Below are 23,127 nucleotides of genomic sequence, written 5' to 3' on the forward strand. Positions count from 1 at the left end.
TCGTTATTATGAAAGAGCTTTTGCGTAGCACAGATCCGACCACCATCGCCTTTGCCACAGCCCTGCTTCAGGGGGAGGGTATAGACTGCTTTGAAATGGACGTAAACATGAGCGTCCTTGAGGGCAGCATTGGCATATTGCCGCGCCGGTTGATGGTACGGTCACAAGATTTGCAGCAAGCTGAACGGGTTATGCTCGACAATGAGATCGCATTGGGGCGGGCGCTGTGAGTGCAGAGCTTACCCAGAACGATTTTTTGAATGGGCGCGTGACCCTATGGCAACCCAAGGATGGCTATCGTGCCGGGGTTGATCCAGTTTTGCTGGCCGCGACGATTCCTGCAAAGCCGGGGGATCGGGTGTTGGAGCTTGGCAGCGGCGTCGGTGCGGCATTTCTTTGCCTGTCTGCACGTGTGCCAAAGCTAACCGTGCATGCCGTCGAGCTGCAGCCAGAGTACGCCGCATTGGCGCATCGCAATGCCAAGGAGAACGGCGCGGAAGCGACGATCTGGGAGGCCGATTTGGCCATGTTGCCCATGGAGTTGCGGCAGATGCAGTTTGGGCATGTGTTTGCCAACCCGCCTTATTTCGATCGGACTGCGAGCACAGCAGCGCAGGATGCGGGCAGAGATGTGGCGATGGGGGAAGACACGCCACTTGGCAAATGGGTTGAGGTGGCCGCCAAGCGCCTTGCCCCCAAAGGCACCGCAACCTTCGTGCATCGTGCAGAACGGTTGCCGGACTTGTTGAGTGCAATGCATGGTGCATTGGGGTCCATACAAGTGATGCCTTTGCAGGCACGCGTGGGGCGGGACGCCAATTTGGTGCTTGTTCACGGTGTCAAAAACGGGCGCGCTGCGTTTCGTCTTCATGCGCCTGTGCGCATGCATGAAGGGGACAGCCACACGCATGATGGCGACAGTTACACGGATCAAATTCGCGGGGTTTTGCGCGATGGAGCGGCGCTGCCTTTCCCTTAATGGGTTACCGCAACGCTCGGGTCATTAAGCCTGACCGATTCGGCTCAAAACCACGTCGGTATCGCGTCGGTATTACGACTGTTTTACGACAGCGTCGGCGGAAATTTTCCAGTGTTAAGAATATGTCACAAGTCGCACGTGACAGGCGGCAAAAACTGTGCTGCACTGTTGGGACTACATATTGTTTGCATAGGAGAACATGATGAGCGTAAGCGCACACCTCGAAGAGCTGAAACGCAAACACGAAGCCCTCTCTGACCAAGTCGAACAAGAACAACGCGCCCCTGGCAGCAGTGATCTTGATGTCGCAGAACTCAAGAAGCAGAAACTCCGCCTCAAAGAAGAAATCACGCGATTATCCGCATAACGCTCAGCCAGATTTCAAGCTGGCGCGTGCGGCAAGCACCGCGCCGCCAGTGATCAGCAAAGCCGCCGCGCCCAGGTGTATCGTGGGCTCGGCAAACCCAACCCCCACCAGAGCCAATGTCGACAACAGCGGGGCCGCGTAAGAGGCGGTGCCCAAAAGTTGGATGTCGCCACGCTTGACCCCCACATCCCAGACATAGAACGCCAGACCAACCGGGCCGAGGCCGAGAGCGAAGACGGACACCCAAGTAAGCGCGTCGGCGGGCCAAATTGTTTCCTCAAGCGCGAGGTGCAGCAAGGTGGAGAGCGCGGCGGTGGCGAGGCAGAACACCACCACGGAGACCGTGGGGATGTCGCCAAGGCGACGGGAGAGCAGCGAATAGCTGGACCATGTGAAAGCGCAGGCAAGGGCAAGGCCATAGCCGGGCAGATGGGCCGGGTTAAAGCCAAGGCCGCCTCCGCCGATGATTAGGGCCGCGCCCAAGAAGCCAAGGCAGGCGCCAAACAGGTGGCCTGCGCGCAGGCGTTCACCGGGCAGGAGGCCGGACATCAATACAATCAGAAGAGGCCATAGGTAGGCGATCAGCCCGGCTTCAGCTGCGGGCGCGAGGCGCAGGGCGGAGAAGTAAAGCGCGTGATAGCCAAACAGGCTGAGGCTGCCAAAGAGGTAGACTTTGAGGGGGATGGTGCGCAGGGCGCGCCACTCGCCGGTGACTATCGCCCAGATGACGCCAAGCGTGCCGCCGACAGTGAAACACAGGGCGTTGAGCAGAAGCGGAGGTGTTGGGGCGCTGCCAACCGTGAAGAGGGCGAGCAGGGCCCAGAGCAGCACAGCGATAAAGCCAACTGCGGTGGCTTTGGTGCGGGTCATGCGGGGGGAATCTCCTCGATCGGCGTGATGATCAAGTTTTCTGTCACTTCGGCGGTTTTGTCTATCTCTGCCATCATCCAGTCGCGCAGGGCAGCGATGTGGGGGCGGTCCTGGGTGCCGTCGCGACAGAGGAAGCGGAAGCGGGCCTGTAGCCAGATGGCGTGTTTGTAGGGCGCGACAAGGCGGCCTTCGTGGATGTCTTTCACCACTAAGGCGCGACGACCAAGGGCGATGCCTGCGCCAGCCAGGGCGGCGTCAATGCTGTGGTCCGCGCCGGTGAAGCGGGGGCCATGAGAGGTGTCGATGTCGAGCTGCATCAGGCGGCACCAGGCGGCCCAATCGGCCCGTGGGCGCAGGAAGTCGATGGATTCGTCGTGGATCAGCGTGGCGTTTTTCAGGCTTTCCGGGGTGGGGAATCGCTCCGCCATTTCCGGTGTCATCACTGGGCTGACCCATTCGCGGGCCATTGGGGCGGCCCAAAGGCCTGGGTCTTCATTGGCGATGCCAAAGCGGATGGCGACGTCGACTTCGTCGCGATTGAAGTCGAGGTTGCGCAGGGTGGCGGAGAAGCGCAGGTCTATCTCCGGATGGGCGCGGGCAAATTCGTAAAACCGCGGCGCAAACCATTTGGCGGTGAAGGCGGGGCCGGCGGTGACCATAAGCGTGGCGTCATCCATCTGGCGCTGGGCGGCGCGCCAGGACGCGGACAGGGTTTGGAAGCCTTCCTGTATGCCGGGGGCGAGGGTCTCGCCAATTTCAGTCAGGGCCACGGCGCGGTTGAGGCGGTGGAAGAGTGGCGCGCCGAGGTGCTCTTCAAGCGATTTGATCTGATAGCTGAGCGCGGCGGGCGTGACGTGCAACTCGTCCGCGGCTTTGGCAAAGGACATATGGCGTTGTGCGGCATCAAAGGCCCGCAAGGCGGTGAGGGGAGGCAGGCGATCAGACATGTTGAGTTAAGTACAGCTTAAGTGAAGGTAGGGGAAGTCTCGTTTGTCGTGAAGGTACGTTAGCGCCATATTGGTCTCAGTTAAGTTTTCCATCGTCAAACAGAAGAGAGGCTAACATGATCGAGACTGCACCCAACGCCCGCACTCAGCAAGCCTACCAGGACGCGCACGCCGCCCGTAGCGCTGCCTTTGTTGGGTTTTTCAAAGCTCTGTTTGGTGGCAAATCCGTTCCGCTGAACCGCGTTGTTCTTACGGAACCGTCCCGCTGCGCCTGAGGCAGGCACTTACGGGGCAAAAGAGAAGGGCCGGTCAGATGACCGGCCCTTTTGGTTTGTATTGTCTGTGCAGATCAGACGAAGAACTGGCCACCGTTGGCGGAGATGGTGGAGCCGTTGATGAAGCCTGCGTCGTCAGAAGCGAGGAACGTCACACAACGCGCGATTTCTTCTGGCTCACCAAGGCGGCCGGTTGGGATCTGACCAATGATCGAGTCGCGGACCTTTTCAGGCACGGCCATGACCATCTCGGTGGCAATGTAGCCAGGACAGATGGCGTTGGCGGTGATGCCCGCGCGGGCACCTTCCTGAGCCAGGGACTTCACGATGCCAAGGTCACCGGCTTTGGTGGCGGCGTAGTTGACCTGCGCAAACTGACCTTTCTGACCGTTGATCGAAGAGATCACGATGATGCGACCAAATTTGCGCTCGCGCATGCCGGTCCAGACAGGATGCACAGTGTTGAACACGCCGGTCAGGTTGGTGTCGACAACTTCGTGCCACTGCTCCGGGGTCATTTTGTGAAACGGAGCGTCGCGGGTGATGCCGGCGTTGGCCACAATCACGTCGATCGGGCCAAGGTCGGCTTCGACCTGTGCCAGACCTGCTTTGGAGGCCTCGTAGTCGGCCACATTCCATTTGTAGGTCTTGATGCCGGTGGCTTCGGTGAAGGCCGCAGCCTTCTCGTCGTTGCCAGCATAGGTGGCTGCAACTTCATAGCCTTCGGCCTTCAGTGCTTTTGAGATGGCTTCACCGATACCGCGGCTGCCGCCGGTGACGAGTGCTACTCTTGCCATGATGGTCCTCCAAGTGAGTAAATGTGTTGGTAACTCTGTTACGTTTTTAAATCACGTTGCGCAACATAATTACGTGATGAATTGCCGCACTGCAGATATTTTTTGCTGCTTGTGCGAAAAATGACCTCCCGAAACCAAAAAAGGGCGCCCAATGGACGCCCCTTTCCTTTTTAAATGCAAAGGGGCGCAGTCTTATGGGCGCTCAAGGCACATGGCCACACCCATACCGCCGCCGATGCACAGGGTTGCGAGACCTTTTTTGGCGTCGCGACGCTTCATTTCAAACAGCAGTGTGTTCAGGATTCGCGCACCAGACGCGCCAATTGGGTGACCAATGGCGATGGCGCCGCCGTTTACGTTCACAATCTCAGGGTTCCAGCCCATGTCCTTGTTCACGGCGCAGGCCTGTGCGGCGAAGGCTTCGTTGGCTTCAACCAGATCCAGTTCCTCAGCGGACCAGCCTGCTTTGTCCAGCGCCTTGCGGGAGGCGTAAATCGGGCCAACACCCATGATGGATGGGTCCAGGCCGGCTGTGGCATAAGACGCGATGCGGGCCAGAGGTTCGATGCCGCGCTTCTCCGCTTCGTCTGCGGACATCAGCAGGGCGCCAGCCGCGCCGTCGTTGATGCCGGATGCGTTGGCCGCGGTTACGGTGCCGCCGTCGCGTACGAAGGCCGGACGTAGCTTTTGCATCGCTTCCATGGTGGCGCCGTGGCGGATGTATTCGTCGGCATCCACAACGATGTCGCCCTTGCGGGTCTTCACGGTGAACGGCACAATTTCATCGGCAAATTTGCCAGCCTTTTGAGCAGCTTCAGCTTTGTTTTGCGAGGCCACAGCAAAGGTATCTTGGTCATCGCGGCTGATCTGCCACTTCTCTGCCACGTTTTCGGCGGTCTGGCCCATGTGGTAGCCGTTGAACGCATCCCACAGGCCGTCACGGATCATGGAATCGATGTACTTCACGTCGCCCATTTTGGTGCCCGCGCGCAGGTGCGCCACGTGTGGGGACAGCGACATGTTTTCTTGACCACCCGCGGCGACGATGGACGCGTCACCCAATTGGATGTGCTGCGCGGCCAGTGCTACGGCGCGCAGGCCTGACCCACACACCTGATTGATGCCCCAAGCGGCGCTTTCGATTGGCAGGCCAGCGTTGACGTGTGCCTGGCGGGCCGGGTTTTGACCTTGGCCACCGGTCAGAACCTGACCGAGAATGGTTTCAGAGACGTCCGCCTTGTCGATGCCGGCACGCTCTACCAGTGCTTGCAGCACGGTGGCGCCGAGATCATGTGCGGGGGTGTTGGCGAACGAGCCGCTGAAGCTACCCACGGCGGTCCGTGCCGCGGAAGCAATCACTACGTTGGTCATATGCAAATCCTCTACAAAATGCTGAACAAAGCATGTGCGGGACCGCCCCCCTCAGGCAACCCGCAGAACTCCGTTTCCGTGGCGTCAATAGCGTATTTGCCGCACTGCGGCAACGGTCAGGCTGTCACAGGCCTAAAGTCGCACGCGAGAAAGCGCCCATTGTGCGTGGACGCTGTGGCGTTGGTTGGATCTGGATGGGGTTTTAGGCGGCGTCGCTTTTGCGTTGTTTCCACGGCGGCGAGATCGTCGGCGCGCCAAAGGCGAAGCCTTGCAGGCAGTCAAACCCAAGATCCGCCATCATTTGGGCATCCGCCGGGCTTTCGATACGGCTAGCGACAGAGTGCATGTCAAACCGTTCACAAATCGCAGCGACCGCGGAGGCCAATACCTGATTGCTGCCATCCTGGGAAATATTGCGGCTGAAGCTGCCATGTAATTTGATTATGTCAAAATCAAAATCGCGGAACACGGTCAGCGTGGTCAGGCCGGCGCCGTAATCATCCAAGGCAAAAGACATGCCTTTGACTTGCAATTCTTCCATAAAGCCCTGGACAATCTCAGGGACTTGCACAACCGATTTTTCGGAAATTTCGAAAATCAACCGTTCGGGAATGGTGGCAGCACGGGTGAGGCCGCGTTGTAAACAATCCATCCATGGGGCATAGCCAATTGAGCGGGCCGACATGTTGATAGACAAGCGCAGGCCGGGCTGTTCGGCCAGTGCTTGCAGGCCAAGCTCGAGCGCCAAGACATCCAACTGGCGGCCCAGCTCGGTGTCTTCGACGGCCCCCATGAAATCTTTGGCAGGGATAATGCGGCCGGTTTCGTCCAGAACCCGCACCAGACCTTCGTAGAATGCGGGGCGCTTGGTGTTGGAGGCCTGAACAACCGGTTGGTAGGCGAGCATCACCTGTTTGTGCGTAATTGCCTCGCGGACCATATCCAGCGTGGAGGAATCCCGTGTGTCCAGGGCGTAAGCCAGCGGGCTGCGATGCTCTTGCTTCGCGCCAGCCTTGCGTTTCTTTTTCCTTGGGCGATCCATAGCAGGCTTCCCATCATCCCATTTAGCAGCGTGCCCATTTAAGAACACAGACATGAACCATGTCTTAAAATGACGATTTGATGGGGCTCTGAACAGGGGTGTTTTAGCCCTGTTTTTAACTAACTTAAGGCGAATAGAGGGCGATGAGCCCGCATTGCGTCACAGGGCTTAAGAAGCGGTTTTCAGAGCAAAGTCAGTGGGAAATGTGCACGATATGGCATGTTTGACGCGCCGGGCTCGACAACAGCGGCAGGAGGTCCTGTGGAGCGTCTCGCAGCAGTTTCACCGAGGCTTTGGCGCAACGATGTAGTGCTTGTTCGCGGGCCACCACTGGAGACGCTTCGGCCCAAGAATAGCCAAACGCCCCGTTGTCCGCGACGGCAAAGGCACCGGAGCGTTTTTTGTTTTGCAGCTTTTTGTATTCGCGAAAGTCTTTGTTGGCGGCGTGGGACAGGGTCACGCCAAAGGCGGTGCGATCAAAGTCCTTAGGCACGCTGCGGGCGTAAAGGACACAGTAATCGGGGTTGCGCGATTGTTGATGGCACAGGGTTTTCGCGTAAGCTTCGGCGAGCCAGAGTGAGTTGGCGTTGGCGTGCACGCCGGCGTGCCGTTCGGGGCGATTGATGTAGATCGCGCCGAAGTAGTCGGATTTGCGTTTGAACTGGCGGAAGGCGGCGCGGGCGTCGCCGCGCAGCTCAAATCGTTTCACCATCTCGATCTTAGTGTGCCTGCCGTGCTGCTGGACGTCTTGTGCGGCAAGATGGGCGGGGGCGCCCAACAGGAGAAAGAAAGCCAAGGCGTGGCGGATCATGTGCGTCTCTTCTTATGTGCCAGTCGTCAGAGCCTTGGGGCGGATCAGGAGTTTCCCATGGCGATAACAGCGGAGAGGATAGCACGGGCGTTTTCGCTCGACCAGTCTGCATCCCCTTGTAAACGCGCGATTTCCTTGCCGTCACGGTCCATTATGATGGTCGCGGGCAAGCCAAAGACCGCCATTTCCCGTGCAACGGCCTGCTTGGGGTCGCGGTGCAAAGGCAGGTTGTCGACGCCGATCTCGTCAAAGAACTTTTGCATGGCCGGCACCATGTTACGGCCGGTGGCCAGGGTCACCACCTCAAAGTCTGCGCCGCTGAGCTCGGATTGCAATTCAGACAGCATCGGCATTTCGTGGCGGCAGGGGGCGCACCAGGTGGCCCAGAAGTTGAGGAGTACCACTTTGCCTTTGTAGTCGCCCAAGGTGGCTTCGCCGCCGTCCTCGGTGATGAAGCTGTTTTGCGAAACTTCTTTGGGAGCGGAGTGGAAGTTGAGCTTGCGCATATCGCCGTCGCGCATGTCGACCACGGCGGAAAAGTCGCGGGTTTCGGCGGTTGCTGTTGGTTTCAGGGCAACAAAGGAGAGGGCGGCAATTGCGATTGCTGCCAAGCCTGTATACACCAGCGCGGACCCATTTACTTTCATCTTCCCTCCAAAAGGGCTTCTCATGACCAAAGATACCTCAAACCAGATGTGGGGTGGCCGTTTTGCCGCCGGACCGGACGCCATTATGGAAGCGATCAACGCTTCTATTGGCTACGATCAACGTATGGCGGCGCAGGACATTGCTGGCTCTCGGGCCCATGCGGCGATGCTCGCCAAGACAGGCATCCTGACAGATAGCGATGCTGAAGCCATTCGGGAAGGGCTTCTCACAGTCTTGTCAGAGATTGAGGGCGGCACGTTTCAATTTTCCACGGCGCTGGAAGACATTCACATGAATGTGGAAGCGCGCCTGAAAGAGATCATTGGTGAGCCTGCAGGGCGTTTGCACACAGGCCGGAGCCGGAATGACCAGGTAGCGACGGATTTCAAACTTTGGGTGCGCGACCAGATTGATGCGGCGATTGCTGGGATCGAAGCGCTGATCCGTGCGTTTGTGTCGCAGGCTGAAGCGGGCGCGGATTGGGTGATGCCGGGCTTCACCCATCTGCAGACTGCGCAGCCGGTGACATGGGGCCATCATATGATGGCTTATGTGGAGATGTTTGGCCGCGATTTGAGCCGGTTCAAAGACGCGCGGGAACGGATGAATGAATCCCCGCTGGGCGCGGCTGCCCTCGCAGGGACCTCTTTCCCGATTGACCGTGAGATGACCGCCAAGGCTTTGGGCTTTGACCGTCCGGCGGCAAACTCTCTGGACGCGGTGGCAGATCGAGACTTTGCGCTGGAATTCCTGTCGGCCTCCAGCATCTGTGCCATGCACCTGAGCCGCTTTGCTGAGGAGTTGGTGATTTGGTCCTCTGCACAGTTCCGCTTTGTGACGCTCTCTGATCGCTTCTCCACCGGCAGCTCGATAATGCCGCAGAAGAAGAACCCGGATGCTGCAGAGCTGATCCGCGCAAAAATTGGCCGGATTTTTGGGGCCAACACTGCGTTGCTGATGGTCATGAAAGGCCTGCCGCTGACCTATTCCAAAGACATGCAGGAAGACAAAGAGCAGGTCTTTGATGCGGCGGACAACCTGATGCTGGCGCTGGCGGCGATGGAAGGCATGGTCAAGGATATGAATGCCAACCAGGACAGTCTGGAAGCGGCGGCTGGCAGTGGTTTCTCTACCGCAACCGATCTGGCCGACTGGCTGGTGCGGGCACTGAACATGCCGTTCCGCGATGCGCACCACGTGACCGGGTCTTTGGTGGCAATGGCGGAAAGCAAAGATTGCGACCTGCCGGACCTGACTCTGGAAGACATGCAGTCTGTGCATGCGGCGATCACCGAAGACGTGTTTGGCGTGCTGGGCGTGCACAACTCCGTGTCCTCACGCATGTCTTACGGTGGCACCGCTCCAACCCGAGTGCGTGAGCAGATTGCTGCTTGGAAAGCTAAGCTGGACGACTAACCCCTTGGGGAGATGATGCCGGAGGGCAGTGTTTCCCCTTTTCAATCCTAGCTGTTTTTCCGTATGGTGGACGCGTCGACGGTATTTGCACCGGGGGGTGCAATTGGTCCTGTTGACGCTGCTGCCATGGGAGACCCCACATGTTCCGCGTTGTTTTTGCCTGTTTGAGTTTGGCTGTTGTTTCCGCTTGTGGCGTGGATGGAGAGCCCTGGACGCCCCGTGCCAACGCCAATATCGGAATTGGCTCTGACGGGGTGCACACATCCGGCAGCGTGGGTGTGACCAACGGTACCGTGAGCATTTCAATTGGCGGTGGCTGTCGCTGGTATGGCTGCTAAGGGCTTAGCCCCTTGAAAGCACGTCCCTAATCAGGACATTCTGATCCGAAGCAAAGGCGGCGCCGTACCTGTGGTGCCGCTTACTTTTTGGGATTGGGGAACACATGTCACTTTTGCGCTGGGTATTTCTGGGATTGGCCATTTGGGGCGCGATCCATCCGATGATGTATTTTGGGCCCTGGATTGCCGAGAACGGCTTGGACCTTCAGGCTATGGTCGCGCTGTGGAAAGCGAACAATGCGGTGACTGGACTGTATTGGGACTTAGTGATCTCCGCCATCACGCTAAACGTTTGGATTTTGGTAGAGGTGTGGGTGCGGCGTAATTGGATTGCGCTTTTGGCGATTCCGGCAACTTGGATGATTGGTGTGAGCTGCGGTTTGCCGCTTTATCTGTTCCTGCGGGCAAAACCGGTGAAGTAAGTCAGCTTAGGAGCATTGATCGGCGCTGTGCCGCGGCGTATGAGGGAGACCGAACTACGCTAGCGGCACGCAGGAGACGGCACTATGGATCATTTTCTTTATCGCGACGGGGAGTTGTTTGCCGAAGATGTGCCGGTGAAGGAAATTGCCGCGCAAGTTGGGACGCCGTTCTACTGTTATTCTACTGCGACGTTTGAGCGTCACTTCCGTCTGTTTGATGAGGCGCTGGAAGGCACGGATCACCTGGTGTGCTACGCGATGAAGGCGGCCTCCAATCAGGCGATCCTGAAAACTCTGGCCGCGCTGGGCGCGGGCATGGATGTGGTGTCGGGCGGCGAATATGCACGCGCCAAGGCCGCGGGTGTGCCGGGCGACAAGATTGTGTTCTCCGGTGTCGGCAAAACCGAAGACGAAATCGAGCTGGCGCTGACTGGTGGTATTCGCCAGTTCAACGTGGAGAGTGAGCCGGAAATGGCGGCCATCAGCGCCGTTGCAAGCCGTTTGGGTCTTGAAGCCCCGATCACCATTCGGGTGAATCCGGATGTGGATGCCAAAACCCACGCCAAAATTGCAACCGGCAAATCCGAGAATAAATTTGGGATTCCCATTAGCCGCGCCAAAGAGGTTTACGCGTTGGCGGCGTCTTTACCGGGCCTGAAGGTCATTGGCATTGATGTGCACATTGGTAGCCAGCTGACCCAGCTGGAGCCGTTTGAAGCGGCCTACAAAAAAGTGGCCGAGTTGACCGAGCAGTTGCGGGCCGAAGGGCACGACATCAAGCGGCTGGATCTGGGCGGTGGCTTGGGCATTCCCTATGAACGCTCCAACTCTGCGCCGCCGTTGCCGGTGGAATATGGCGCGATGGTGAAGCGCGTGCTGGGCCATCTGAACTGTGAGATCGAGATTGAACCGGGCCGTTTGATCGCAGGCAACGCGGGTATCATGGTTTGCAAGGTGATTTACGTGAAGTCCGGTGAGGATCGTGAGTTCCTGATTGTCGACGGGGCGATGAACGACCTGATCCGTCCGGCGATGTATGAGGCGCACCATGATATTGTGCCGGTTGTTGAGGCAGAACCAGGGCAGGAGCCTGCGCAATACGACATCGTGGGGCCGGTTTGTGAATCTGGCGACACCTTTGCCAAGGGACGTAACATGGCGCAGCTTGAGGACGGTGATTTGATCGCTTTCCGCAGTGCCGGGGCTTATGGCGCGGTCATGGCGAGCGAGTACAATACGCGGCCACTGATCCCCGAAGTGCTGGTGAAAGATGATCAATTTGCGGTTATCCGCCGACGTCCAACCTATGAAGAGATGATAAACCGCGATAGCATCCCGGAGTGGCTGGACGAAACCAGCGACTAAGAGATAACCGATAGGAGCGCCGTGACCCGTCAAACCTCTTCAGATGCAGCCTTGTTGCACCTTCGGTGGGTCATTGGCCTGACCCGTTTGGGTCTGTTTGCAGAATCATTCACGCGTGCGTTTTGGCCGGTGTGGACCATCGCCTTTGTGGTGCTGGCCGCACTCATGGTGGGCGTGCAGGATCATCTGCCGTTGGAAATGATCTGGATTTGCGGCTTTTTGGCAGCGGCGGGGATGTTTGTGTTTGTAGCGCGCGGGGCGCGGCAGTTGGTGTTGCCGTCCCGAGACATGGCAATTGCGCGGCTGGATGCGACATTGCCTGGACGGCCTATTGCCGCACTTCAGGATGTGCCGGCGGTGGGCAAAGATGATGTGGCGTCACAGGCCCTGTGGGCGGCACACCAGAAACGCATGGCAGCGCGCACCCAAGGGGCCAAAGCGGTGCAGCCGGATTTGCGCATTTCGCGGTTAGACCCGTTTGGGCTGCGCTATACGGCGATCCTTTTGCTGATGATTGCCTTTGTCGGCGGGTCATTTTCCAATCTGGCGTCGGTGCGGGAGTTGGGGCCGGGAGGCGGGGCTGCTTTGGCGAGCGGACCAACTTGGGAAGGTTGGATTGAGCCGCCGAGCTACACCGGCAAACCAGCGCTCTATTTGAACGATCAGCCTGCGGGCAAGCTGGTGTTGCCGGAGGGCAGCCGGGTTTTGCTGCGGCTTTACGGCGAAGTGGGGGCGTTGACCGTGGCGGAGACTGTGTCCGGTCGGGTTGGGGCGATTGAGAGCGCGGCGCAGCCGGAACAGAGTTTTGATGTACGCCAGACCGGGGATTTGGAAATTGCCGGGCCGGGTGGGGCGGCGTGGAATATTGTGATGCAGGACGACCGCGCGCCGAAAGTGTTTTTGAGCGGGCAGGTTGAGGCTTCCGGTCGTGGTGAGATGACCCTGCCGTTTCATGCGTCAGATGATTATGGCGTGGTTGGCGGCACAGCGGTTGTGGAGTTGGATCTGGACGGTGTGTCTCGGCAGTACGGATTGCGGATCGATCCTGAGCCGCGCGAGGCGGTGGTGGTCGAGTTGCCTTTGCCGATCTCTGGCGACCGGGCGTCGTTTGAAGAGACCTTGATTGAGGACTTTTCCGAGCATCCATGGGCGCATTTGCCGGTCAAGGTTACCTTGACCGTTGAGGATGACGCAGGGCTTGAAGGGCAATCCGGAGATTTGCGGTTTGAGCTGCCTGCGCGGCGGTTTTTTGATCCGTTGGCGGCGGCAGTGATTGAGATGCGGCGGGATTTGCTGTGGTCGCGGGAGAATGGAAAACGCGTGGCGCAGTTGATGCGGGCGGTGTCGCACCGGCCCGAAGATGGCGTGTTCCGGCGGGAGACGGATTACCTGCGGTTCCGGACCATCCTGCGGCGGTTGGAAGTGAACGTGCGCCACGGGCTGTCCGAAGAGAAGCGTGAAGAACTGGCCGAGGCGCTGTGGCAATTGGCGCTGAATTTGGAAGATGGTGACCTTGGCAGCGCGGCGGAGCGGTTGCGACAGGCGCAGGAGCGGTTGTCGGAAGCGATGAAGAATGGCGCAAGTGATGCCGAGATTGCGCGACTGATGCAGGAGCTGCGAGAGGCTACAGAGGACTACATGCGCGAGTTGGCACGACGCCAGCAGGAGAATGGTGAGCAGGGTGAGGATCAGCAAAATGCTGAGAACTCCATGCAGATGTCCCAAGATGATCTCCAGCGCATGATGGATCGCATTCAGGAGCTGATGGAAGAAGGCCGCATGGCTGAGGCGCAACAGGCGCTGGAAGAGTTGCAGCAACTGATGGAGAACATGCGCGTCACCCAAGGGCAGGGGCAACAGAACCAAGGTGAGCAGGCCATGGAAGGGTTGGCGGATACGCTCCGGAACCAGCAAGGGCTATCGGACGAAGCTTTCCGTGAGTTGCAGGAGCAATTCAACCCGGGTGCTCAAAGTGGTCAGTCGCAAGAGAACCAAGGCTATAGCGGTGGCGAAGGGCGTGGTCAGGCGCATGATGGCACCGGTGGGGAAGGCGACGGTGATGGTGAGGGCGACGGGGAGACCGGTCAATCCAGTGGGGATCAGCAGAGCCCGCAAGGGTCACTTGAAGATCGCCAGCAGGCCTTGCGACAGGAATTGAACCGCCAGATGCAGAACTTGCCCGGGCAGGGTACGCCCGAAGGGGATGCGGCGCGGGAAGCTTTGGGCAATGCCGAGGGCGCGATGGAAGGTGCAGAGGAAGCCCTGCGCGAAGATGATCTGGCCACAGCGATTGATCGGCAGGCAGAAGCCATGGATGCGCTGCGCGAAGGGTTGCGCAACCTTGGCGAAGCCATGGCGCAGCAACAGCAGCAGGGGCAGCAAGGCACAGCGGAAGCACAGGGCCAATCTCAAGACCCGCTTGGCCGCAGCCAAGGCAATCGCGGGGCGGCGGGAACCGATGAGGGGCTGCTGCAGGGTGAGGATGTGTATCGGCAGGCGCGACGTTTGTTGGATGAAATCCGCCGTCGCGCCGGGGATGCAGAGCGCTCCGAGTCAGAGCGCAATTATTTGGAACGTCTGCTCGAGCGTTTCTAAGCGCCGCGAAGGACAGTCGGTTAGGACTGTCCAGTTAACGCGTTGAGTTTCAAAAACAGACCGGTGACTTGATCGTCCAACCAAATACGTGCGCCGTTTGCGGAGCTCATAAAGCTGTCGATGTAAGGCGCGGCCTGTGGGTAATTCTGGCTGAGACTGGCGTGTGAGCTGTACACAAACACCGCCGCTCCCGCGATCAGGAGTACCAGCGCAAAACCCAACCGAAAACCGCGGGCTCGGCTGGCCTTGTTTGCCGACTTTTGTCCCAAATCCGGATTGCGTGGCGAGTCACCGGTGGTGCGCAGGGTGGAGTTGATTTCCTCAATGTCGGGCAACAAATCGCGCCGGGTGTCTTTGCTGCTGCGCACGGTGGCAGCCACAGCCGCTGCAGTGGCGTTGTCGTCCTCACCACGCAATCGGCGCAAACGTGCAGCCGCTTCACCAGTTCGGCGGTCTGTTTCAGCGGGACGATCTTCGCCTTGATCCAAGCCAAGATCGCCTTGTGTCTCTAAGCTTTGAGGTTGCTCGGCAGCGCGTGCCTGGGTTTCGTACTCCACCTCTTCGCGCAAGATATCCTTGACGGTGTCGTCCAGACCGCGGGGCTTGGGAGCTGGAGCTGGCGCTTCCTCCAAAGCTTCCTCGGCGGTCTCTGGTTCCTGTTCTGGTTCAACCTCAGGTTCAGACGCAGCAACGGGCTCCGGTTCGACGGCGGATCCCGCGTCCTCTTCGGCAGAGTCCGCCTCAGGGTCCGGCTCGGATGTGTCGCCCGCGACCTCGGCCGCGTCATCTATGGGCTCAAGTGTTTCTGTGGCTTCGTCGGTGTCGGATTCCGCCCAGCTGTCGTCTGTTTCCAAATCCCAATCGTCACCGCCAAGATCCAGATCGTCGGCGTTTTCCTCTTCTTCCTGGGGCGTGAAGAAATCCTGCTCTTCATCAGGAGCCGCCTCAATGGAGAGTTCAGGAGGTTCGACCTCTTCAAAATCCGTTGCTTCAGGTGCGGCGGGCGCTTGTTCGGTCTCTTCCGGTGTCTCAGCAACGACATCAGCGACGGCCTCTTCTACCGGGACTTCCGCCTGCATGTCGGCATGGACCTGAAACCACGTGTTGCCACAGTTGGAACACTGCACATCCCGTCCGCCTGTTGGGATGATGTCGTCCGGCACCTCATATTGGGCGCCGCAATTTGGGCAAGTTAGCCGCATACTCGTCCCCTGCTGTCGAAGTTCTTGCTTTTATTCAGGAACCATATTCTGAAACATCGCTTGGTGAAAGTGCAAAGGCTGCGTGGAACAGATTGCAACCAAGGCGATGCTCGTGCACAACAATCGGGACAAATGAGGTCTCAGGTGATCGAACTAGACAATATTGCGTATAGCTATGGCGGCGGTGAGCTGTTGAGCGAGGTGTCCTTGAAGCTGGCACCCGGATCCTTCCATTTTTTGACCGGTCCATCGGGGTCCGGAAAGACCACGTTTTTAAAGCTGTGTTACGGTGCATTGAGCCCCACGGCCGGACAGGTGCAACTGTTTGGCAAAGATGTGCGGGAAATGGATCGGGAAGATCACGCAATGACCCGTCGCCAGATTGGTGTGGTGCATCAGGATTGCCAGTTTCTGGACCATCTCTCGGTGCGCGAGAATGTGGCGTTGCCGCTCACGGTGTCTGATCGTGACTCCCTTGAGCAGCACTCTAACCTGAAAGAACTGCTGACTTGGGTGGGCCTTGGGCACCGGGCCAGCGCTTTGCCGCCGGAGCTGTCGGGCGGGGAGCGCCAGCGCGCAGCATTGGCGCGCGCCGTGATCATGTCGCCAGATGTCGTCCTTGCAGATGAGCCAACTGGCAACGTGGATTGGGAAATGTCGCAGCGGTTGCTGCAGCTTCTGGTGGAGCTGAATAAGATGGGGAAGACCATCCTGATTGCGACCCATGATCTGAACCTGATCCGCTCTGCCAAGCATCATGTGCAGGCGCGGGTGCTGCGGATTTCGGGGCGCAAGTTGCAACTGGCTGGGGCGGATCTATGAGCAAAGGTCTGCAATTGTCCAAGTTGATCGTCGGGGACGCGCAGGCGGACCGAGTGGTGCCGCCCACTGGGTTTACGGCCCGCTTGACGTTGTTTGCCGCTGGCGCAATGGCGTTTCTGACGGTGTTTGCTTTGGCTTTGTCGCTGGCTTCGGGCCGATTGGCGACGCGGTGGGGCGATGAGTTGGCACAGAGTTCGACTTTGCGCATATCCGCGCCGGAAGAACAGATGGCGGCGCAGACGGCTGCGGTCTTGACCGTGCTGGAGAGCACTCCGGGGATTGCTTCGGCGCGGGCCTTGAGTGTGGATGAGCAACGCAGCCTGTTGGCGCCTTGGTTTGGACCGGACTTGCCGCTTGATAGCCTACCAGTGCCGCAACTCATTGAGATTGTGGAGAGCGAGGAGGGCTATGACGGCGCGGGGTTGCGGCTGCGGCTACAAGCTGAAGTGCCAGGTGCGGTGTTAGATGACCATACACGCTGGCGCAAACCGCTTGAGCGCGCAGCTGGGCGGCTGCGTCTGCTTGGTTGGGTGTCCATTGGTCTGATTGGGGCGGCAACGGCAGCGATGATCACTTTGGCGGCCAATGCAGCATTGGCGGCCAATGCGCAGGTGATTTCTGTGCTGCGTTTGATTGGCGCACGGGACAGTTACATTGCGCGGGCCTTTGTGCGCCGCTTTACCCTGCGTGCCTTGCTGGGCGCGGCTGTGGGCACGGCGCTTGGGGCTTTGGCGGTGTTCCTGTTGCCGGCGACACAAGAGAGCGGTGGCTTTTTGACCGGCCTGGGCTTTCAAGGGTTTGGCTGGGCGCTGCTGGGGCTGATCCCAGTCCTTGCCGCCGTGGTGGCTTATGTGGCGACCGGTGCGGCGGCACGACGTACACTAGGGGAGTTGACCTGATGCGCTTGGCGTTTCAATGGGTGATGTCGATCATCTATGTGGTTCAGAATGCGGTTGTGATGCTGGCGATGGGGATTGTTTTCTTTCCCTGGGCCTTGCTGTCTTCCAAAGGAGCCATGGCGGCGTGTAACACCTATGCCAGTTGGGCGATCTGGTCGGCGCGCTGGCTGGTGGGCATTCGGTCTGAGGTGCGTGGCGAGGTGCCCAGTGGTGCGGTTTTGGTGCCTGCGAAGCACCAGTCCTTTCTTGATATCATGATGATCTTCAAAGCGGTGCCGCAGCCGCGCTTCATCATGAAATACGAGTTGCTGTTCACGCCCATTATCGGGGTCTACGCGTGGCGACTGGGCTGTGTGCCTGTGCGTCGTGGTAAGCGCGGCGCGGCGATCAAGGCGATGCTGGCAGATGTGGAAAGCGGCCGGGTGCCGCCAGGCCAATTGGTGATCTATCCGCAGGGCACGCGGGTGCCTGTTGGCGAACATGTGCCTTATAAGGTTGGCCCTTACGTACTCTATAAAGAGACTGGGCAGACGGCGGTGCCAGTGGCGACCAATGCGGGTATGTTCTGGCCGAAAGGCACGATGCTGCGCAAGCCGGGGCTGGCCGTGGTGGAGTTTCTGGACCCAATTGAGCAGGGTGCGGATCAGAAAGAGTTCATGGCGCGGTTGGAAGAGGTGATTGAGACCAAGTCCAACGCGTTGATGGTGGAAGCGGGGTTTGAGCCGGATGCAGTACGTCAGTGATCTTTCCGAATTAGAAGAGATTTACGGACAGCCAGCTTCGGCATCGGTCAATAAGGTGGCGCAGAAGATGACGCCGCTTTATCGCAAGTGGATCATGGCGTCGCGGTTCTGTGTGGTGTCGACGGTGGGGCCGGAGGGCACCGATGGCAGCCCGCGCGGGGACGATGGCCCTGTGGTGCGCGAGCTGGATGACCACACGCTGGCGATGCCGGATTGGCGCGGGAACAACCGGATCGATACGCTGCGCAACATCGTGGCGGATGGGCGCATATCGCTGATGTTCATGGTGCCGGGCTCCAACAATGTGGTGCGAGTCAATGGGCTTGCCAAGGTGACAACGGATACGGTGCTTTGTGAGAGCTTTGAGGTGCAGGGCAAACATCCGCGCGCGGTGATTGTGATCAAAATTGGCGAGATATACACGCAATGTGCGCGGGCAGTGATGCGGGCGGGATTGTGGACGTCTGAGCATGAGAGTGCTGACCTGCCCACCGTGGGGCAGATATTGGCCGAGCAGACCGATGGGGCCGAGGGCGGCACGCCCTACGACGAGGGCTGGGCGGCGCGCGCGGCGAAGACAATGTGGTGAGTTATAGAGGCTCACCTTGCGGCGCGACGAGAAACAAGGTGCTGCCAGCGCTTTCTTGCCAATCTGGATAGGCGAAAAAGAACACTCCCCAGCGGCTTGGATGTGCAGGAGGACCCTTGGCCCCCCCCTTGTGCACAGATCCCATCTGCGCATTGGGATCGTACGTGAGTTCCGGGAAACGTCGTTTTACAATCGCCTCCAGTAGGCGAAGTAATTCTCTTGCCTGAGTTTCGCTGAGCGCTAAAGGGGCGAGGGTATCCAGCCCACATCTGCGCGGTTCGAGTTTAAGAAAAGTGGCTGTAAATGGATGCACCCACAGGGGGGAGCCATCCGTGTCTTTCACCGCTTCAAACCCCCAAGCCGCCAGCGATTCGGTTGGTTGTGCGTAGTGATTTGAAATGCAGATTTCTTCAAAGAACTCGGCAATCTGCGCAGCCCTTGATTTCGGTATCAGCGCTATTGCCGAAATTAAGAGGCCAGTCACCAATCCGCCCAAGACGACTCCCGTCAGCTTCTCGCGATCTATCAAAAGCTGTGTTCCTCTCAAAATAAAGAGCGCCCTGAAAGGCGCCCTTTGTTGTTCTGGGTGAACAGCTTAGCTGTGGATTGCGCCGTCGCCGCAAGCCAGTGCGGCTTCGCGGACCGCTTCGGAGTAGGTTGGGTGCGCGTGGCAGGTCAGGGCGATGTCCTGAGCAGAGGCGCCAAACTCCATGGCCACGCAGAGCTCGTGGATCATGTCGCCGGCTGCCGGGCCAATGATGGCTGCGCCAAGCACGCGGTCGGTTTCTTTGTCGACGATGATTTTCACAAAGCCTTCGCCCTGATGCACGGCTTTGGCGCGGGCGTTGCCCATGAACATGAACTTGCCAACCTTGATCTTGCGACCTTCGGCTTTCAGTGCGGCCTCGGTGGCGCCGACGGTGGCCACTTCTGGGGTGGTGTAGACCACGCCCGGGATCACGCCGTAGTTCACGTGGCCGTGCTTGCCAGCCAGCACTTCGGCAACCGCCATGCCTTCGTCTTCGGCTTTGTGGGCCAGCATCGGGCCTTCGATCACGTCGCCAATGGCGTAGATGCCCGGCACGTTGGTGGCCCATTTGCCGTCCACGGCGATCTGGCCGCGTTCGGTCATTTTCACGCCAAGCGCGTCCAGACCCAGACCTTCGGCGAAAGGTTTACGGCCGGTGGCAACCAGCACCACGTCCGCGTCCACAACCTCTTCGTCACCGCCTTTCTTAGGCAGGTAGCGCACTTTGGCTTTGGTTTTGGTGGCGTCCACGCCCTGCACAGCCGCGCCCATGATGAACTTAAGGCCTTGTTTTTCAAGGATACGCTTGAAGGTGCGTTGCACGTCGGCGTCCATGCCCGGGCAGACCGCGTCCATGTATTCCACCACGGTCACTTCCGCGCCGAGGCGGGCATACACAGACCCGAGTTCCAGGCCGATCACGCCCGCGCCGATCACGGTCATTTTCTTTGGTACCTTTGGCAGGTCCAATGCGCCGGTGCTGTCGACCACAATGCCTTTGTCGTTGTCGACTTCAACACCTGGCAGGGAAGACGGTACGGAGCCGGACGCGATCACGATGTTCTTGGCTTCATGCACATCGTCGCCAACTTTGACCTGACCGGCGGCTGGAATAGACGCCCAGCCTTTGAGCCAATCGATCTTGTTCTTCTTCATCAAGAACTCGATGCCACCGGTGTTTTGTCCAACAACATCAGTCTTGTAAGCCTTCATCTGCGTCCAATCCACAGACGGGCTTTTGCCCTTCAGGCCCATGTCGGCAAAATTGTGCTCGGCCTCATGCAGCATGTGGGTCGCGTGCAGCAGCGCCTTGGACGGGATACAGCCCACGTTCAGGCAGGTGCCGCCCAGCGTTTCGCGGCCTTCCACGATGGCGGTTTTCAGACCCAGCTGTGCACAGCGGATTGCAGACACATAGCCGCCAGGGCCTGCGCCGATGATGATGACGTCGTATTGAGCCATAGGTGTGTTTCCTTGGTCTATTGCAGGGGCGTGATGCCCCGTGTTGTAGAAAATCTCACTACAAGAGATTGATATGGTTGGTCTTTATTCGGGTTTCAACAGTTTAACAGTGACGTTGGTGATGCCGTCGCGCTCCATGTGCATGGCCAGTTCCTCGCTCTCAAAAAAGGCGCGGGCCTGGTCTTTGTCAATGATGGCAAAGAGGGCGATGGCGTGGTTTTCACGGTCGGGATCGGACCAGACGTTGAGGTCCACAATCCCGGCGGCTTTGCGGTTGGCGGCGTCCTGTCGGAAGACGGTGAGCCAGGCGTCAAAATCGGCAACATCAGCTTGCCAGAGCACATGGGTGGGCATGGTCTATCCTCCTATGTCCTGCATCTCGCGCGGCGCGGGGCCAGCGGCGGGCAGGGGAAATGCGCGTCTCTCCAATAGGGGCAGTTTGGGCGATTTTTGCACGTCTGCATAGCGTCGGTATTGCGTCTGTATCGCGGAGGTGGGGATTTGGGTGGCGAAGTGAGGGAAGGGGCGCTGCCCCTGAGGCATCTGTGATGCCTCTACCCCGGGATATTTGGGGCAAGAAGAAGTCGATCGGCCAATGGAGTTCGACATTCAGCAATTCTCCTGAGCCGAGGCATTTGTCCGTTTCTCAAGATAGATTGCGATGCTCAAAAGCACTGCAGCAACAGCGAAGCAAGTGCCCCAAAACAAGTCATTTAGCTGGTAGCTTTTGCTGAGGTCGATCCCGTATACGATTGCGTCGTGCAGCCCGGCGATTGCAAACATGGCTGACACTGTCGCGACGATAGTTTTTGACCATCGGAGAATGACAAGCAGGACGATCATAGTCAGTACCGCAAAGTGAGCGCCTTGTCGGTCAACAAGCGCCAAGTATCCTTCCAGGGAGTTGCTGACCGTCGCCAAGTAAAAGTATGGCCATAGGCGCTCAAGCAAGATGGCGATTAAGAACAATCGCGCCACAACAACGAGTATTTGGGAGGTTTGGACTGATTTCATCTCATCCCTCCGCTCGGACCACGTGTGGCACGGGCAGCGCCCGACCGTCCCCATGGGCGGGCGCTTTTAGCACCCACCCGCGGTCAGGCGTTGCCCTATGTTGGGGGCGGTCGGTCACGATTTTTACAGATCCATCAGCAGGCGGCGTGGGTCTTCCAGCGCTTCTTTCACGCGTACGAGGAAGGTCACGGCGCCTTTGCCGTCTACGATGCGGTGATCGTAGGACAGGGCCAGATACATCATCGGACGGATCACAACCTGACCGTTGATTGCCATCGGACGGTCCTGAATTTTGTGCATGCCGAGGATACCGGACTGCGGTGGGTTCAGGATCGGGGAGGACATCAGGGAGCCGTAGACACCGCCGTTAGACAGCGTGAAGGTGCCGCCCTGCATTTCCGCCATGGAAAGCTTGCCGTCACGGGCACGTTTGCCTTTTTCGGAGATGGCTTTTTCGATCTCGGCAAAAGACATGCTGTCGGCATCGCGGATCACAGGCACAACCAGACCGGTTGGGGTCCCAGCGGCCACACCCATGTGCACGAAGTTTTTATACACGATGTCGGTGCCGTCGATTTCTGCGTTCACCTCTGGCACTTCTTTCAGCGCGTGGCAGCAGGCTTTGGTGAAGAAAGACATGAAGCCCAGACGCACGCCGTGCTTTTTCTCAAAGGCATCTTTGTACTCTTTGCGCAGATCCATCACCGCGCCCATGTCGACCTCGTTGTAGGTGGTCAGCATCGCGGCGGTGTTCTGACTTTCCTTCAGACGCTTGGCGATGGTCTGACGCAGACGGGTCATTTTCACGCGCTCTTCGCGGGAGGCGTCGTCAGCAGAGACCGGAGCGCGAGGTGCAGCAGCTGGGGCTGGTGCCGGTGCGGCAGGGGCCGGGGCCAGAGCGGCTTTCATGACGTCTTCTTTCATGATGCGGCCGTCGCGGCCTGTGCCAGTGACAGAAGCTGCGGCAATGCCTTTTTCCGCCATCAGTTTGTTGGCGGAGGGAGCGTTCTCCACATCTGCGGACGCCGCAGGAGCGGCAGCAGTTGCAGGCGCAGCTGCCGGGGCGGCGCTTGCGGAGGCAGATGCGCCACCAATCACGGCCAGTTTGGCGGAAGCATCTACGGTGGTGCCTTCCGGTGCAACGATTTCAGACAGAACACCAGCAGCCGGCGCTGGGACTTCTACGGAGACCTTGTCGGTTTCCAGCTCACAGAGCATTTCGTCCTGAGCCACGGTGTCGCCCACAGCTTTGAACCATGTGGAGACGGTGGCTTCGGTTACGGACTCGCCCAGTGTTGGGACCATCACGTCAACCGCGTCACCACCACCGGATGCTGGGGCTGCGGCGGCAGGAGCAGCGGCAGCGGCGGGCGCAGGTGCGGCACCTTCGCCGGCAGTGATGTTGGCCAGCAGCGCGTCAACACCCACGGTGTCGCCTTCGGCAGCCACGATCTCACCCAGAACACCCGCAGCAGGGGCTGGCACTTCGACGGTCACTTTGTCGGTTTCCAGCTCGCAGAGCATTTCGTCCACGGCAACCGCATCACCCGGCTTTTTGAACCAGGTGGCCACGGTGGCTTCGGTGACGGATTCGCCAAGGGTAGGGACTCGAACTTCGGTCATGG

Annotated in this window: 26 protein-coding genes; 13 read left to right on the forward strand and 13 right to left on the reverse strand. The window is 59.0% G+C overall.

The window, feature by feature from the left end:
- Positions 1-8 precede the first annotated feature (8 nt).
- The 3 genes from Q0955_RS00640 to Q0955_RS00650 all read left to right on the forward strand — a co-directional run bounded on the left by Q0955_RS00640 (position 9) and on the right by Q0955_RS00650 (position 1,346).
- On the forward strand, positions 9-230 hold the full coding sequence (locus Q0955_RS00640; protein ID WP_299418700.1) for a DUF2007 domain-containing protein: 222 nt from the start codon (positions 9-11) through the stop codon (positions 228-230).
- Positions 227-979 (forward strand): methyltransferase, encoded by a 753-nt coding sequence (locus tag Q0955_RS00645; RefSeq protein WP_299418702.1) that lies wholly within the window; start codon positions 227-229, stop codon positions 977-979. Before Q0955_RS00640 ends, Q0955_RS00645 begins: the two co-directional genes overlap by 4 nt.
- Positions 980-1,181: 202 nt before the next feature.
- Positions 1,182-1,346: a YdcH family protein gene (locus Q0955_RS00650; protein ID WP_299418704.1), complete on the forward strand. Its 165-nt coding sequence runs from the start codon at positions 1,182-1,184 to the stop codon at positions 1,344-1,346.
- A gap of 3 nt (positions 1,347-1,349) precedes the next feature.
- Here the strand turns inward: Q0955_RS00650 and Q0955_RS00655 are convergent, their stop codons facing one another.
- Positions 1,350-2,216, reverse strand: coding sequence for an EamA family transporter (locus Q0955_RS00655; RefSeq protein WP_299418706.1), 867 nt, complete (start codon positions 2,214-2,216; stop codon positions 1,350-1,352).
- Entirely contained in the window at positions 2,213-3,163 is a 951-nt protein-coding gene (gcvA, locus tag Q0955_RS00660; RefSeq protein ID WP_299418708.1) for a transcriptional regulator GcvA, read from the reverse strand. The genes Q0955_RS00655 and gcvA overlap by 4 nt, the downstream gene beginning before the upstream one ends.
- Before the next feature lie 116 nt (positions 3,164-3,279).
- Between gcvA and Q0955_RS00665 the strand changes: the two genes are divergently transcribed.
- Positions 3,280-3,438, forward strand: coding sequence for a hypothetical protein (locus Q0955_RS00665; protein ID WP_299418710.1), 159 nt, complete (start codon positions 3,280-3,282; stop codon positions 3,436-3,438).
- 74 nt (positions 3,439-3,512) lie between these two features.
- Here the strand turns inward: Q0955_RS00665 and phbB are convergent, their stop codons facing one another.
- The 5 genes from phbB to Q0955_RS00690 all read right to left on the reverse strand — a co-directional run bounded on the left by phbB (position 3,513) and on the right by Q0955_RS00690 (position 8,106).
- The gene (phbB, locus tag Q0955_RS00670; protein WP_299418711.1) at positions 3,513-4,235 is read right to left on the reverse strand and encodes an acetoacetyl-CoA reductase; all 723 of its coding nucleotides are present in this window, start codon (positions 4,233-4,235) and stop codon (positions 3,513-3,515) included.
- Positions 4,236-4,427: 192 nt separating this feature from the next.
- Entirely contained in the window at positions 4,428-5,606 is a 1,179-nt protein-coding gene (locus Q0955_RS00675; RefSeq protein ID WP_299418713.1) for an acetyl-CoA C-acetyltransferase, read from the reverse strand.
- Between the two features lie 202 nt (positions 5,607-5,808).
- Positions 5,809-6,648: an EAL domain-containing protein gene (locus Q0955_RS00680; protein WP_299418715.1), complete on the reverse strand. Its 840-nt coding sequence runs from the start codon at positions 6,646-6,648 to the stop codon at positions 5,809-5,811.
- Between the two features lie 193 nt (positions 6,649-6,841).
- Positions 6,842-7,459 carry a hypothetical protein gene (locus Q0955_RS00685; protein ID WP_299418717.1) on the reverse strand — a complete coding sequence of 206 codons (618 nt, stop codon included), beginning with the start codon at positions 7,457-7,459 and terminating at the stop codon, positions 6,842-6,844.
- Between the two features lie 44 nt (positions 7,460-7,503).
- On the reverse strand, positions 7,504-8,106 hold the full coding sequence (locus Q0955_RS00690) for a TlpA disulfide reductase family protein (RefSeq protein WP_299418719.1): 603 nt from the start codon (positions 8,104-8,106) through the stop codon (positions 7,504-7,506).
- Positions 8,107-8,128: 22 nt separating this feature from the next.
- On the opposite strand from Q0955_RS00690, the gene argH reads away from it, so the two are divergent.
- The 5 genes from argH (at position 8,129) to Q0955_RS00715 (ending at position 14,243) form a co-directional block, all read left to right on the forward strand.
- Positions 8,129-9,523, forward strand: a complete 1,395-nt coding sequence (argH, locus tag Q0955_RS00695) for an argininosuccinate lyase (RefSeq protein ID WP_299418721.1) — start codon at positions 8,129-8,131, stop codon at positions 9,521-9,523.
- Between the two features lie 140 nt (positions 9,524-9,663).
- Entirely contained in the window at positions 9,664-9,861 is a 198-nt protein-coding gene (locus tag Q0955_RS00700; RefSeq protein WP_294116453.1) for a hypothetical protein, read from the forward strand.
- Positions 9,862-9,965: 104 nt separating this feature from the next.
- Positions 9,966-10,283 (forward strand): DUF2834 domain-containing protein, encoded by a 318-nt coding sequence (locus Q0955_RS00705; protein ID WP_299418723.1) that lies wholly within the window; start codon positions 9,966-9,968, stop codon positions 10,281-10,283.
- Between the two features lie 84 nt (positions 10,284-10,367).
- On the forward strand, positions 10,368-11,648 hold the full coding sequence (lysA, locus tag Q0955_RS00710) for a diaminopimelate decarboxylase (RefSeq protein ID WP_299418725.1): 1,281 nt from the start codon (positions 10,368-10,370) through the stop codon (positions 11,646-11,648).
- Between the two features lie 21 nt (positions 11,649-11,669).
- A complete protein-coding gene (locus Q0955_RS00715; protein WP_299418728.1) occupies positions 11,670-14,243 on the forward strand; it encodes a TIGR02302 family protein in 2,574 nt (857 codons plus the stop codon).
- A gap of 20 nt (positions 14,244-14,263) precedes the next feature.
- Here the strand turns inward: Q0955_RS00715 and Q0955_RS00720 are convergent, their stop codons facing one another.
- Positions 14,264-15,445 carry a zinc-ribbon domain-containing protein gene (locus Q0955_RS00720; RefSeq protein WP_299418730.1) on the reverse strand — a complete coding sequence of 394 codons (1,182 nt, stop codon included), beginning with the start codon at positions 15,443-15,445 and terminating at the stop codon, positions 14,264-14,266.
- Between the two features lie 144 nt (positions 15,446-15,589).
- Between Q0955_RS00720 and Q0955_RS00725 the strand changes: the two genes are divergently transcribed.
- From Q0955_RS00725 to Q0955_RS00740, 4 genes are read left to right on the forward strand one after another with little or no spacing between them, the layout of a single operon-like run.
- On the forward strand, positions 15,590-16,267 hold the full coding sequence (locus Q0955_RS00725) for an ATP-binding cassette domain-containing protein (protein ID WP_299418732.1): 678 nt from the start codon (positions 15,590-15,592) through the stop codon (positions 16,265-16,267).
- Positions 16,264-17,166 (forward strand): FtsX-like permease family protein, encoded by a 903-nt coding sequence (locus Q0955_RS00730; protein WP_299418734.1) that lies wholly within the window; start codon positions 16,264-16,266, stop codon positions 17,164-17,166. The genes Q0955_RS00725 and Q0955_RS00730 overlap by 4 nt, the downstream gene beginning before the upstream one ends.
- A complete protein-coding gene (locus Q0955_RS00735; protein WP_299418736.1) occupies positions 17,166-17,909 on the forward strand; it encodes a lysophospholipid acyltransferase family protein in 744 nt (247 codons plus the stop codon). Before Q0955_RS00730 ends, Q0955_RS00735 begins: the two co-directional genes overlap by 1 nt.
- Entirely contained in the window at positions 17,893-18,498 is a 606-nt protein-coding gene (locus Q0955_RS00740) for a pyridoxamine 5'-phosphate oxidase family protein (protein ID WP_299421001.1), read from the forward strand. Before Q0955_RS00735 ends, Q0955_RS00740 begins: the two co-directional genes overlap by 17 nt.
- A 1-nt stretch (position 18,499) precedes the next feature.
- On the opposite strand, the gene Q0955_RS00745 is transcribed toward Q0955_RS00740, so the two are convergent.
- The 5 genes from Q0955_RS00745 to odhB form a co-directional block, all read right to left on the reverse strand.
- Positions 18,500-19,027, reverse strand: coding sequence for a hypothetical protein (locus tag Q0955_RS00745; protein WP_299418738.1), 528 nt, complete (start codon positions 19,025-19,027; stop codon positions 18,500-18,502).
- A 66-nt stretch (positions 19,028-19,093) separates the two neighbouring features.
- Positions 19,094-20,488, reverse strand: coding sequence for a dihydrolipoyl dehydrogenase (lpdA, locus tag Q0955_RS00750; RefSeq protein WP_299418740.1), 1,395 nt, complete (start codon positions 20,486-20,488; stop codon positions 19,094-19,096).
- Positions 20,489-20,572: 84 nt separating this feature from the next.
- On the reverse strand, positions 20,573-20,842 hold the full coding sequence (locus tag Q0955_RS00755; protein WP_164644948.1) for a hypothetical protein: 270 nt from the start codon (positions 20,840-20,842) through the stop codon (positions 20,573-20,575).
- Positions 20,843-21,097: 255 nt separating this feature from the next.
- The gene (locus tag Q0955_RS00760; RefSeq protein WP_299418745.1) at positions 21,098-21,502 is read right to left on the reverse strand and encodes a hypothetical protein; all 405 of its coding nucleotides are present in this window, start codon (positions 21,500-21,502) and stop codon (positions 21,098-21,100) included.
- Positions 21,503-21,625: 123 nt separating this feature from the next.
- On the reverse strand, positions 21,626-23,125 hold the full coding sequence (gene odhB / locus Q0955_RS00765) for a 2-oxoglutarate dehydrogenase complex dihydrolipoyllysine-residue succinyltransferase (protein ID WP_299418747.1): 1,500 nt from the start codon (positions 23,123-23,125) through the stop codon (positions 21,626-21,628).
- Positions 23,126-23,127 lie beyond the last annotated feature (2 nt).

The organism is uncultured Shimia sp., assembly GCF_947493595.1.
In the GTDB taxonomy this organism is placed as follows: Bacteria; Pseudomonadota; Alphaproteobacteria; order Rhodobacterales; family Rhodobacteraceae; genus Shimia.

Excerpts from the sequence above, each read along its gene's own strand:
- Q0955_RS00640 (WP_299418700.1), top strand. The coding sequence starts at position 9 with ATGAAAGAGCTTTTGCGTAGCACAGATCCGACCACCATCGCCTTTGCC.
- Q0955_RS00650 (WP_299418704.1), top strand. The coding sequence starts at position 1,182 with ATGAGCGTAAGCGCACACCTCGAAGAGCTGAAACGCAAACACGAAGCC.
- Q0955_RS00655 (WP_299418706.1), bottom strand. The coding sequence starts at position 2,216 with ATGACCCGCACCAAAGCCACCGCAGTTGGCTTTATCGCTGTGCTGCTC.
- gcvA (WP_299418708.1), bottom strand. The coding sequence starts at position 3,163 with ATGTCTGATCGCCTGCCTCCCCTCACCGCCTTGCGGGCCTTTGATGCC.
- Q0955_RS00665 (WP_299418710.1), top strand. The coding sequence starts at position 3,280 with ATGATCGAGACTGCACCCAACGCCCGCACTCAGCAAGCCTACCAGGAC.
- phbB (WP_299418711.1), bottom strand. The coding sequence starts at position 4,235 with ATGGCAAGAGTAGCACTCGTCACCGGCGGCAGCCGCGGTATCGGTGAA.
- Q0955_RS00675 (WP_299418713.1), bottom strand. The coding sequence starts at position 5,606 with ATGACCAACGTAGTGATTGCTTCCGCGGCACGGACCGCCGTGGGTAGC.
- Q0955_RS00680 (WP_299418715.1), bottom strand. The coding sequence starts at position 6,648 with ATGGATCGCCCAAGGAAAAAGAAACGCAAGGCTGGCGCGAAGCAAGAG.
- Q0955_RS00685 (WP_299418717.1), bottom strand. The coding sequence starts at position 7,459 with ATGATCCGCCACGCCTTGGCTTTCTTTCTCCTGTTGGGCGCCCCCGCC.
- Q0955_RS00690 (WP_299418719.1), bottom strand. The coding sequence starts at position 8,106 with ATGAAAGTAAATGGGTCCGCGCTGGTGTATACAGGCTTGGCAGCAATC.
- argH (WP_299418721.1), top strand. The coding sequence starts at position 8,129 with ATGACCAAAGATACCTCAAACCAGATGTGGGGTGGCCGTTTTGCCGCC.
- Q0955_RS00700 (WP_294116453.1), top strand. The coding sequence starts at position 9,664 with ATGTTCCGCGTTGTTTTTGCCTGTTTGAGTTTGGCTGTTGTTTCCGCT.
- Q0955_RS00705 (WP_299418723.1), top strand. The coding sequence starts at position 9,966 with ATGTCACTTTTGCGCTGGGTATTTCTGGGATTGGCCATTTGGGGCGCG.
- lysA (WP_299418725.1), top strand. The coding sequence starts at position 10,368 with ATGGATCATTTTCTTTATCGCGACGGGGAGTTGTTTGCCGAAGATGTG.
- Q0955_RS00720 (WP_299418730.1), bottom strand. The coding sequence starts at position 15,445 with ATGCGGCTAACTTGCCCAAATTGCGGCGCCCAATATGAGGTGCCGGAC.
- Q0955_RS00730 (WP_299418734.1), top strand. The coding sequence starts at position 16,264 with ATGAGCAAAGGTCTGCAATTGTCCAAGTTGATCGTCGGGGACGCGCAG.
- Q0955_RS00735 (WP_299418736.1), top strand. The coding sequence starts at position 17,166 with ATGCGCTTGGCGTTTCAATGGGTGATGTCGATCATCTATGTGGTTCAG.
- Q0955_RS00740 (WP_299421001.1), top strand. The coding sequence starts at position 17,893 with ATGCAGTACGTCAGTGATCTTTCCGAATTAGAAGAGATTTACGGACAG.
- lpdA (WP_299418740.1), bottom strand. The coding sequence starts at position 20,488 with ATGGCTCAATACGACGTCATCATCATCGGCGCAGGCCCTGGCGGCTAT.
- Q0955_RS00755 (WP_164644948.1), bottom strand. The coding sequence starts at position 20,842 with ATGCCCACCCATGTGCTCTGGCAAGCTGATGTTGCCGATTTTGACGCC.
- Q0955_RS00760 (WP_299418745.1), bottom strand. The coding sequence starts at position 21,502 with ATGAAATCAGTCCAAACCTCCCAAATACTCGTTGTTGTGGCGCGATTG.
- odhB (WP_299418747.1), bottom strand. The coding sequence starts at position 23,125 with ATGACCGAAGTTCGAGTCCCTACCCTTGGCGAATCCGTCACCGAAGCC.